The organism is Actinomadura rubrisoli, from assembly GCF_004349215.1.
Lineage (GTDB): Bacteria > Actinomycetota > Actinomycetes > Streptosporangiales > Streptosporangiaceae > Spirillospora > Spirillospora rubrisoli.
Window position 1 is genome coordinate 1 of sequence record NZ_SMKU01000331.1, and the last position, 10,545, is coordinate 10,545.

The following is a 10,545-nucleotide window of genomic DNA, read 5'->3' on the forward strand; positions in this document are numbered from 1 at the left end:
CGCCACCCGCACCCGCACCCGCACCCGCCCAGCCACCCACGACGGTGCCGCCGGAGCCGGAACCGTCCCCCACCCAGCTCGACCCGGCCGCGTTCGAACAGACCGCCGCGTTCGACGCGGTAGCCCCCGCCGCCGAACCGACGGCGACGTTCAACGTCATCTCCCCGTCCCCCGACGCGACCGCCACGCTCGACCCGGTCGACCCGGGCGCCCTGCACGAGCCCGCGGACCGCACGGAGCCGACGCCCCACATCGTCCCTGGACTGCGGCCCGCCCAGGGGGACGGTGAGCGGCCCTCCAAGGCGGCGCTGGCCCTCGGCGGGCTCCGCCGTCCGAGCAACCATGTGCTGGGCGTGGCGCTGTCCCTGTTCATCGGGGTGGGCGTCGGCATCGCGATCATCGCGCTGGTGCTGTGGCCGCAGCTCAAGGACGACGACCCGGGGGCGCCCACCGACCAGACCAACGCCTCCGACAACCGGCCGGTGACGACGATCCCGCCGGCCTTCGCGGGCACCTGGAAGGGCACGGTCGTCAACACCAACCGCAACGTCTCCTTCCCTATCCAGGTCACGTTCGAGACAGGGGGCACCACTGCGCGCGCCTTCTATCCCCGCGAGAAATGCTCGGGCACGCTCACGCTCAGCAAGGGCACGGAGAGCTCACTGAACATGGCACTGGCCATTCCTAAGCCGTGCACCAACGGGACCGTACGAATCACGCGGCAGCCGGACGGAACGCTGCAGTACGTATGGAGCCGGCCCGGCACGCCGCTCGGCTATGCGGGAAAGCTCAGCCGCAACTAATCCGTGACCGGGCAACTCGCCCGATTTGACGGCTTATTTCAGGACAGATCCGCTAGGGTTCCCTCGGTCGAAGCCCTCGATCACGGCGGGGCCCAATCGAGCGGCCCCCGACAGAAGGAGACGTCTTGCGGGCTGTCCACCGAAGGCTTTTGCTCGTCGGCGTGGTCGCGAGCTGCGTGGGCGGCGCGGCGTCGCTCCCGCTCCTCGCGTCGGACCCGTCCCCGTCCCTCGTCCAGGTGACGGCCGCCGAAGGCACCCCCGTGCCGGGCCGGTACATCGTCACGCTGAGGGACGGCGCGTCCACCGACTCCGCCGCCAAGAACGTCCGAGCCTCCGGCGTCCAGCGCTTCGACGGCGTCCTGAACGGCTTCGCCGCGCGGCTGGACGGCGCCCAGCTCACCAAGCTGCGCCGCGACCGCCGCGTCGCCGCCATCGAGCAGGACCAGGTCATCAAGGTCGCGGCCAGGACCCAGCGGGCGCCGCTGCCCTGGGGCCTGGACCGCATCGACCAGCGCAAGCGGCCGCTGTCGAAGTCCTACACCTACACCGCCACCGGCACGGGCGTGACCGCCTACGTCATCGACACCGGCCTGTCCGCCGGCCACAGGGAGTTCGGTGGACGCGCGGCCATCGCCTGGAAGGCCCGTGAGTTCGCCGACGGCAACGACTGCAACGGCCACGGCACCCACGTCGCGGGCATCATCGGCTCCAAGTCCTACGGCGTCGCCAAGAACGTCAAACTGCGCGCGCTCCGCGTGCTCGGCTGTGACGGCACCGGCTCCATGTCCAACCTGATCGACGCCGCCAAGTGGCTGCGCACCCACGCCGCCAAGCCGTCCATCGCCAACATGTCGGTCGGCGGGCCGAAGTCCGCGGCGCTCAACACCGCGGTCACCAACCTGTCCAAGTCGGGCGTGTTCGTCTCCGTCGCCGCGGGCAACGACAACGTCGACGCCTGCAAGGCATCGCCGTCCAGCGCCGGCTGGGTCATGACGGTCGGTGCGACCACCAGCTACGACAACCGCGCCGAATGGTCCAACTGGGGCAAGTGCGTGGACATCAACGCGCCCGGCTACGGCATCAACTCCACGTGGCTCAACGGCGGCCACAAGACCATCAGCGGCACGTCCATGGCGACGCCGTACGTGAGCGGGGTCGCGGCGCTCTACCTCACCACCCACCGCAGGGCCACCTTCCCGCAGGTGCAGAAGTGGCTCAACGACAACTCCACCCGCAACGTCATCGGACGCCTGCGCGGGGGACAGGCCAACAGGCTGCTCTACAAGGGCAAGCTGTGAGTCCCGTCACGTAAGATGGCCCGGCTCCCTGCAGGGAGCCGGGCTTCTTGGGCTTCGCGCCGCCCCACGCACCGCAGGGGTTTAATCTTGGCGAGGCAACGGACGGTCCCAGATCGTTCATTGCCGTTCGGTCGGCGACCCGGCCCGGATCCCCGGGGCGGCGCCGGACGGATCGGCCGAATCCCGCGGTGCGAACCCGGGAACCGGGGACCCACTTGCCGGGACGAGCGATCGTCCCGGCCGGGGTGAACTCACCGTCCGGAAGGCCGGTGACAGGGCGAACTCCAGCCCGAACCCGTCAGCTAACCCGGTAGGCCCACGAGGAGAGGAGAAACGTGGAGACCCCCACCTCCACCTTTCGGCGCGGCCGGCGACACGCCGCGGTGGCTCTCGTGGCCATCGCCACCGCCGTGCCCCTGGCTGGAGCCGCCGCCCCGTCCGCGGTCGCGGGCCCGTCCGCGGCCACCGCGCCGTTCACCGCGCCGGCTGCCGCCGACCCCGGCGACAGCGGCAAGTTCAGCAGGCTGAACCGCCAGATCGAGAAGCTCGACAAGGCGTACGGCGGCGACCTGGCCAAGCTCAGGGACGCCCAGTACGCGGCCAAGAAGGCGCTGGACAAGTCCAAGGACCTCCAGACCGACCTCAGCGAGGCACGCGGCCTCGTCGCCCAGATGGCCGCCACCCAGTACATGACCAGCGGGCAGGACCCCACCGTCTCCGTCATGGCCAGCGACGACCCGTCCGAGCTGCTCGGCAACGTCACCCTGGTCAGCCACCTGACGCAGAACAAGGCGGCGAAGGTCAAGCAGATCCAGTCGCTCGTCTCCCAGCAGGAGCAGTCCCGCAGGCAGGCCCAGCAGAAGATCTCCGAACTGCAGAAGGAGATCAGGGACCTGCTCGCGCAGAAGTCGCGCATCCGGAGCCTGGTCAAGAAGTACAAGCCGGAGTCCCCGAGCGTCGGCATGGGCGGCGTCACGCCCCGCATGCTCAAGGTCAAGAACACCATCGACCTGGAAACGGGACCGTTCCCGACCATCGGCTGCGTCCGCTCGGGCGGCGACCCCCAAGACCACGCGACCGGCCACGCCTGCGACTTCATGGTGACGACCGGCGGCACGATGGCCACGGGCAGCGCGCAGTCCCTCGGCGACCGCACCGCCGCCTACGCGATCGCCCACGCCAGCGCGCTCGGCATCAAGTACATCATCTGGCGGCAGCGCATCTACGACCTGCGCAGCCCCGGCTGGCGCAGCATGGAGAACCGCGGCGGCGTGACCGCGAACCACTACGACCACGTCCACATCTCGGTCTTCTAGCGATACCGTCCCGACCGTCCCGCGCGGACGCGAAAATCCCGGCGCGGCGCCTCCCGGGCGGGGAGGCGCCATGTCGTCTGTCCGGGTCAGCTCGCGTAGCTGGGAAGCATCCGCTCGTGGGCCTCACGGAGTTCCGCCAGCGGGACGTTGAACAGCTCCTGCTGGTCGCCCTCGGGCCCGCGCCCCGCCACGGTCAGCGAGTCGCCGCCCGCGACGCCCAGCTGGGCGACCGGAACCCCCGCCGCCTCGCACAGCGCCGCCAGCCGCGCCTCAGCGCCCGGCCGGACGGCCACCATCGCGCGCGCGACCGACTCGCTGAACAGCGAGACGAACGGGTCGCCCGCCAAGGTGACCCGCGCGCCGAGGCCGCCGCGCAGGCACGATTCCACCAGCGCCTGCGACAGGCCGCCGTCCGACAGGTCGTGCACGGCCGTGACCAGCCCGTCGCGGACGGCCTGGACCATCACACCGGCCAGCGCCGCCTCCGCGGCCAGGTCGACCAGCGGCGGAAGCCCGCCCAGGTGGCCGTACACCACGTGCGCCCATTCGGAGCCGCCGAACTCCTCGCGGGTCTCGCCCAACAGCGCCAGCGTGGCGCCGTCGGAAGTGAGCGACATGTTCACGCGACGGCGCACGTCGTCGTGGACGCCGAGGACGCCGATGACCGGCGTCGGGTTGATCGGCATCGTGCCGGTCTGGTTGTAGAAGCTGACATTGCCGCCCGTCACCGGGACGCCGAGGTACTGGCAGGCGTCCGCCAGCCCCTCCACCGCCCGGGCGAACTGCCACATGACGCCCGGGTCTTCCGGAGAGCCGAAGTTGAGGCAGTTGGTGACCGCCAGGGGACGCGCACCGGTCGCCGCCACGTTGCGGTACGCCTCGGACAGCGCCAACTGGGCGCCCGCGTACGGGTCGAGCCGCGCGTACCGGCCGTTCCCGTCCAGGGACAAGGCGATGCCCAGGCCGGACTCGTCATCGATCCGGACAACGCCCGCGTTCTCCGGCATGGCCAGCACGGTGTTGCCCAGCACGTAGCGGTCGTACTGGGAAGTCACCCACGTCTTGCTGGCCAGGTTGGGCGACCCGGCCAACCACAGGACGGTGCGGCGCAGCTCATCGCCATTGGACGGACGGGTGAGACGCCCTGGCGTGTCGGCCTGGAGCGCCCCGAGGTCCGCGGGCGGCGCGTACGGACGCTCGTACACCGGGCCCTCGTCGGCGGCGGTGACCGGCGGTATGTCGACGATCGTCTCGCCGCGCCAGGTCATGACCAGCCGCCCCGTGTCGGTGACCGTGCCGATCACCGTGGCCGGGATCTCCCAGCGGGCGCAGATGTCCATGAAGCGGTCGACCTTGTCGGGCGTGACCACCGCCATCATCCGCTCCTGCGACTCGCTCATGAGGATCTCCTCAGGGCGGAGCGACTCATCGCGCAGCGGGACGGCGTCGAGCTCGACGTGCATGCCGCCGGTGCCCGCCGCGGCCAGCTCCGTGGTCGCGCAGGACACGCCGGCCGCGCCGAGGTCCTGGATGCCGACCACGAGGTCCTCGCGGAACAGCTCCAGGCAGCACTCGATCAGCAGCTTCTCCATGAACGGATCGCCCACCTGGACGCTAGGCCGCTTCTTCTGGGCTGTATTTTCACCCCCATTAGCTACGCCCCCCGCCCCCGGGTCGTCGAACGTCGCGGACGCCAGGACGGACGCGCCGCCGATGCCGTCCGGGCCCGTCGTGGCACCGAAGAGGATCACCCGGTTGCCGGGGCCGGGGGCCACGGCGCGCTTGATGTCCTCGTGCTTCATCACGCCGATGCACAGCGCGTTGACGAGCGGGTTCTGCGCGTAACAGGCGTCGAAGACCGTCTCGCCGCCGATGTTGGGCAGGCCCAGAGAGTTGCCATAGCCGCCGACCCCGGCCACCACTCCGGGCAGCACCCGCTGGGTGTCGGGAGCGTCCGCCGGGCCGAAGCGCAGTGAGTCCATGACGGCGATCGGACGGGCGCCCATCGACATGATGTCCCGGACGATCCCACCGACGCCCGTGGCCGCGCCCTGGTACGGCTCCACGTACGACGGGTGATTGTGCGACTCCACCTTGAACGTGACCGCCCAGCCCTGGCCGACGTCCACGACACCGGCGTTCTCACCCATGCCGACCAGCAGCGCGTCCGTCTTCGGAGCCTTCTCACCGAACTGGCGCAAGTGCACCTTGGAGCTCTTGTAGGAGCAGTGCTCGCTCCACATGACCGAATAGATCGCCAGCTCCGCCGAGGTGGGACGCCGTCCGAGGATGTTGCGTACCCGCTGGTACTCCTCGTCCTTCATCCCCAGCTCGACGTACGGCTGCTTACGCTCGGGCGACGCGGCCGCGATGGCGACCGTGTCGGTACCGGGGTCGACCGGGACGATCGCCGGCTGCGGCCCGGTCCCGGGCCCATGGATCTCCGGCTGCGGGACGATCCCATACCCATCGACCGCAGGCTGAGGCCCGGTCCCGGGGTCACCGATCGCCGGCTGCGGCCCCGTCCCAGGCCCGCCGATCGCAGGCTGTGGGCCTGTCCCAGGGCCTGCAACCGCAGGCTGCGGCCCCGTCCCAGGGCCGCCGATCACGGGCTGAGGGCCCGTGCCGGGCCCCCCTCGTCCACCAGACGGCAGCGGAGCAGCCCCCGGGCTCTGAGGACCGACCAGAGGCTGCGGCCCCGTATCCGGCCCCTCAGGGCCGATCGGGGGCTGCGGTGCACTCCCCAGCCCTTCCAGACCCGAGGAGCCGACAGCAGGCTGAGGCCCGGTGCCATACCCGACGGCGGGCTGCGGCCCCGTGCCCACCGCAGGCTGCGGACCAGTGCCCTGCCCCACGGAAGGCTGCGGGCCCGTCCCGTACTCGACCGCCGGTTGCGGCCCGGTCCCGTACCCAACAGGGGGCAATGGGCCCGTCCCAGGGCCCGTCCCAAGGCCAGGCCCGTGGCCGTCCGCCGACGGGAAGTGAGGGCCGAATCCGTTCAGGTCAGGGTTGGTGCGAGTGGGGTCGCCCATGGGCGAGGACGGACCGGCCGTCCCCTCCTCCTCCAGCGCCCGGACGAACTCCGGTGCCATCTGCTGCGACGGCTGCCCGCCGTTGGCCGGTGGGACGCCCCCGGGAACCGGCACCTCCACACCCTCGGGAACGGACGAACCCACCGGAGGACCAGCGGGCGGACCCACCAGCGGACCGGCGGTCTCCTCCTCCAGGATGGCCTCGAAGGCCTGCGTCACCGAAGGGTCGACGGGCTGAAGCTCCGGGTCGTCCGCGTCGGACTTGAGCTCGCCGAGCCACTCCATCGAGGGCTCGTGCGAGGCGTCCCGGGCCTGGGAGCCGTCCGTGCGCCCGGATACGTTGGGCCGTTGCTCGCTCATGCGTTGACCAGTCTCTTGACGATCGAGGTGAAGAAGCCGAGCCCGTCGGTGGACGGTCCGGTCAGCGACTCCACGGCGTGCTCCGGGTGCGGCATGAGCCCCACCACGTTGCCGGCCTCGTTGCAGATCCCGGCGATGTCGTCCAGGGAGCCGTTGGGATTCAGGTCGAGGTAGCGCGCGACGATGCGGCCGGAGTCGGCCAGTTCGACGAGGGTCTCCCGGTCGGCGGTGTAGCGGCCGTCCCGGTTCTTGATCGGAATGACCAGCTCCTGGCCCTCGCGGTACTCGGTGGTCCAGGCGGTGCCGGTGTTCTCCACGCGGAGCCGCTGGTCACGGCACACGAAATGCAGGCCCGCGTTGGGCAGCAGCGCGCCCGGGAGCAGGTGCGACTCGCACAGCACCTGGAAGCCGTTGCAGATGCCGAGGACCGGAAGGCCCGCCTTGGCGGCGGCCACCAGCTCGTTCATCAGCGGCGCGAACCGGGCGATAGCCCCGGCCCGCAGGTAGTCCCCGTACGAGAACCCGCCGGGCAGCACGACCGCGTCGACCCCCTGCAGATCGTGGTCCCCATGCCAGAGCGCGACCGGCTCGGCGCCGGCCAGCCGCACGGCGCGTGCGGCGTCTCTGTCGTCAAGGGAACCGGGGAAGGTGATGACCCCGACCCGGGCAGCGTCCATCTCTTCTGTTCCTCCGAAATGAGGTGCGGCCGGGACGAGCGGGTCTCCTCCGCCGATCACCCCGCTGCGCGTCACAATCCCCCCGCGCGCGTACCAATCTACCCGGCGCTGGGCATGAGCCTGCGCTCAAGGCGCCGGACCAGGGCCTCGTCTCGCCAGGTCAGGCGCTTTTGCAGGTGGACCACGGTGCCCCGGTCGGGCGAGGAGTCGATGCTGAGATCGTCCACCAGCGCCCGCATGATCTTAATCCCGCGGCCGGACTCGCTCAAAACCCCCGGGTCCTGCGGGGCCGGACGGAGGCCGCGCCCCCAGTCCATGATCTTGAGGACGCAGACGCCCTCGTCGATGTGGCCGGCCACTTCGTAGGCACCCGACGCGCGGGCGTGCTGGATGGCGTTCGTGCACGCCTCGGAGGCGGCGACGAGAATATCGGCGACGCAGTCCTCGGAAACGCCCAGCCCCCGCAGCGCGTCCCCCACGACTCGGCGGATCACCGGGATGCTCAGAGCCTCGCGCGGAAGCGCGAGCGAGAATCTCATATCCACCCGGACACCTCGTGTCATGCCCCGGGCTTCCTGGTAGGGCCCCCGGCCCCGGAGCGTGCTCGACGACTCGACGCAGCTAAGACTTCCCCGGCGGAATCTTCCGTAATCGCTATACTCTCGGGTCTTTACGTGAAATCTCATCGGCACCATGAAAGGGTGTGCGCCCCTGGAACGCACCAACAACGCTCCGACTCACACCTACACCGAACGGCATTCCACGCCATTCCCCACCTAGAGAACGCGAACCTCGAAGTTCTCGATGACCGGGTTGGCCAGCAGCGTCTCGGCGATCTTGTTGACCCGCTCCAGCGCCGCCTCGTCCGCCGGCCCCTCCAGCTCCACCTCGAACCGCTTGCCCTGCCGGACGGCCACGACCCCCTCGTAGCCCATCTGCGGCAGCTTCCGTGCGATCGCCTGGCCCTGCGGGTCGAGGATCTCCGGCTTCAGCATGACGTCGACGACGACACGCGCCACGACCGCCCCCTCACTGGTCTGCGCCATCCTTACGATCCTGAAGCGTACGGCACCATTGCCTGACACACCCCATCCGCACCCCCGGAGCCGCCCGATGAAAATCGAGGACCTGACCCCCTCGGAGCGCCTTCTCTGGGAGGCGTTCCCGAGCGGCGAGTCCATCGACCTGTCGTCCGGCGACCCGGCGCTGGACGACCCCGGCACCTCCGCCCGCTGGGGGCACGAACGGTTCGTCCGCGCCGAGGTCCTCGTCGCCCTCCTGGTCGGAGCAGTGGAACCCGAACCCGGCCGGGTCGCGGCCGTCCGGCTCGGCGGAGCCCGCATCACCGGGTCGCTGAACCTCGGGCACGCGGAGGTCCACGTCCCGCTCGCGCTCACGGGCTGCTCGTTCGACGAGGCCCCGCACCTGTACTGGGCGAGCATGAACAGCGTCCACCTGATGCGCTGCCGCCTGCCCGGCCTCGTCGCGTCCGGCACCCGCGTGGACGGGCACCTGTGGCTGGAGGGCAGCCGCATCTCCGGCGGCCTGTGGCTGGACGGCGCGAACATCACCGGCATCCTCAACATGTCGGGCGTCCACCTCGTGAACCCCGGCGGGGACGCGCTGCTCGCCGACCGGCTCACGGTCGAGGCGAACGTCTACTGCGACCAGGGCTTCACGGCCAACGGCGAGGTCCGCCTGCCCGGCGCCCGCGTCGGCGGCCAGCTGATCTTCCGGGAGGCGCGCCTGTACAACCCGTCCGGCGCCGCCCTGTACGCCAGCCGCCTGGACGTGGCGGCGAACGTCTTCTGCGACGGCGGCTTCACCGCCGACGGCGAGGTCCGGCTCCGCGGCGCCCGCGTCGGCGGCTACCTCTCCTTCGTCGGCGCCCACCTCAACGCCCCCGAGCGCACCGCCCTGAACGCCGACGACCTGGCCGTCGAGACCGACGTCTACTGCTCCGACGGCTTCACCGCCAACGGCGCCGTCAGCTTCGCCGGCGCCCGCGTCACCGGCCAGCTCAGCCTCCGCGGCTCCCACCTGAACCACGAGAGCGGGACGGCCCTCAGCCTCCAGCGCCTCCAGTCCGAGGAGCTCCTGCTCCGTCCCGCCGAAGTGATCAAGGGCACCGCGGACCTCTCGTACGCCCGCATCAACCTCCTCCGCGACGACAAGGCGACCTGGCCCGACCGCCTCCAGTTGGACGGCCTCCAGTACGAGACCCTCGAACCGGCCCTCAGCGCCCGCGAACGCCTCGCCTGGCTCCGCCGCGACACCGACGGCTACGCCCCCCAGCCCTACGAGCGCCTCGCCCAGACCTACCGCACCCTCGGCCTGGACGCCGACGGCCGCTCCGTCCTGCTCGCCAAGGCCCGCGACCGGCGCAACACCCAGGGCATCCCCCGCAAGGTCGTCGGCTGGCTGCAGGACCTCCTCGTCGGCTACGGCTACCGCCCCTTCCGCGCCGCCAGCTGGCTGATCGGCCTCCTCGCCTTCGGGACGATCGTCTTCTCACTCAACAAACCGGATGTCCTGGACGAAGGCCACAAACCGCATTTCAACGCGTTCTTCTACACCCTCGACCTCCTCCTGCCCATCGGCAGCCTCGGCCAGGAGGTCGAGTTCGCCCCCAAGGGCATCTACCAGTGGATCGCCAACCTCATCGTCGCGGGCGGCCTCCTCCTCGGCCTCACCGTCGCCGCCGGCGCCACCCGCGCCCTCTCCCGCGAATAAAGCCCGATTTCTGCCCCCGTCCGTCAAAACAAGTCGATGCGAAGGTCAACACTTCCCTTCTACGCTGTTACCCCTGCGCACCGGCGAAGGGACGGACATGGTCGTCAAGATCGACGCACACGCCGTCCAGGTCGAGCTGGACACGATATCCAGCACCATGTCCGAGATAACCCGACTCATGGGCCCTCAGACCTGGCAGGGCGGCTCCGCGGCCGCCTTCACGACCGACCTCCAGGGCCACAACCGCTCCCTCAACCGCCTGATCCTGGACGTCTTCCACACCGTCACCAGCTTCAACAAGACCCCGTCCACCCTGCCCGTACTCG

Annotated in this window: 8 protein-coding genes, 1 pseudogene and 1 riboswitch; of the genes and pseudogenes, 5 read left to right on the forward strand and 4 right to left on the reverse strand. The window is 70.6% G+C overall.

The features are described 5' to 3' along the window. From E1298_RS37955 to E1298_RS37965, 3 genes and pseudogenes are all read left to right on the forward strand, one after another. Window positions 1–803: pseudogene (locus E1298_RS37955) on the forward strand (hypothetical protein); the annotation flags it as partial. Window positions 804–928: 125 nt separating this feature from the next. Further along, window positions 929–2,101, forward strand: a complete 1,173-nt coding sequence (locus tag E1298_RS37960) for a S8 family peptidase (protein WP_131902131.1) — start codon at window positions 929–931, stop codon at window positions 2,099–2,101. A 164-nt stretch (window positions 2,102–2,265) separates the two neighbouring features. Then, window positions 2,266–2,434, forward strand: a riboswitch (cyclic di-AMP (ydaO/yuaA leader). A 2-nt stretch (window positions 2,435–2,436) separates the two neighbouring features. Next, window positions 2,437–3,417 carry a coiled-coil domain-containing protein gene (locus E1298_RS37965; protein ID WP_131902133.1) on the forward strand — a complete coding sequence of 327 codons (981 nt, stop codon included), beginning with the start codon at window positions 2,437–2,439 and terminating at the stop codon, window positions 3,415–3,417. Window positions 3,418–3,503: 86 nt separating this feature from the next. Here E1298_RS37965 and purL read toward each other — a convergent pair whose 3' ends face one another. From purL to purS, 4 genes are all read right to left on the reverse strand, one after another. Continuing rightward, entirely contained in the window at window positions 3,504–5,825 is a 2,322-nt protein-coding gene (gene purL, locus E1298_RS37970) for a phosphoribosylformylglycinamidine synthase subunit PurL (RefSeq protein WP_131902143.1), read from the reverse strand. Between the two features lie 980 nt (window positions 5,826–6,805). Beyond that, the gene (purQ, locus tag E1298_RS37975; RefSeq protein ID WP_131902135.1) at window positions 6,806–7,486 is read right to left on the reverse strand and encodes a phosphoribosylformylglycinamidine synthase subunit PurQ; all 681 of its coding nucleotides are present in this window, start codon (window positions 7,484–7,486) and stop codon (window positions 6,806–6,808) included. Between the two features lie 98 nt (window positions 7,487–7,584). Then, window positions 7,585–8,025, reverse strand: coding sequence for an ATP-binding protein (locus tag E1298_RS37980; RefSeq protein ID WP_243726054.1), 441 nt, complete (start codon window positions 8,023–8,025; stop codon window positions 7,585–7,587). A 237-nt stretch (window positions 8,026–8,262) separates the two neighbouring features. Beyond that, complete coding sequence (gene purS, locus E1298_RS37985; protein ID WP_131902145.1) at window positions 8,263–8,505, reverse strand: phosphoribosylformylglycinamidine synthase subunit PurS; 243 nt, start codon at window positions 8,503–8,505, stop codon at window positions 8,263–8,265. A 94-nt stretch (window positions 8,506–8,599) separates the two neighbouring features. On the opposite strand from purS, the gene E1298_RS37990 reads away from it, so the two are divergent. Together E1298_RS37990 and E1298_RS37995 are read left to right on the forward strand one after the other, a co-directional pair. Further along, complete coding sequence (locus tag E1298_RS37990; protein ID WP_131902139.1) at window positions 8,600–10,219, forward strand: hypothetical protein; 1,620 nt, start codon at window positions 8,600–8,602, stop codon at window positions 10,217–10,219. A gap of 97 nt (window positions 10,220–10,316) precedes the next feature. Then, window positions 10,317–10,545 (forward strand): hypothetical protein (locus tag E1298_RS37995; RefSeq protein ID WP_131902141.1); only part of this gene is annotated, 229 nt, incomplete at its 3' end.

Bases quoted from the DNA above. Each gene is read 5' to 3' on its own strand.
- E1298_RS37980 (WP_243726054.1), bottom strand. From the start codon at position 8,025: ATGAGATTCTCGCTCGCGCTTCCGCGCGAGGCTCTGAGCATCCCGGTG.
- purQ (WP_131902135.1), bottom strand. From the start codon at position 7,486: ATGGACGCTGCCCGGGTCGGGGTCATCACCTTCCCCGGTTCCCTTGAC.
- E1298_RS37990 (WP_131902139.1), top strand. From the start codon at position 8,600: ATGAAAATCGAGGACCTGACCCCCTCGGAGCGCCTTCTCTGGGAGGCG.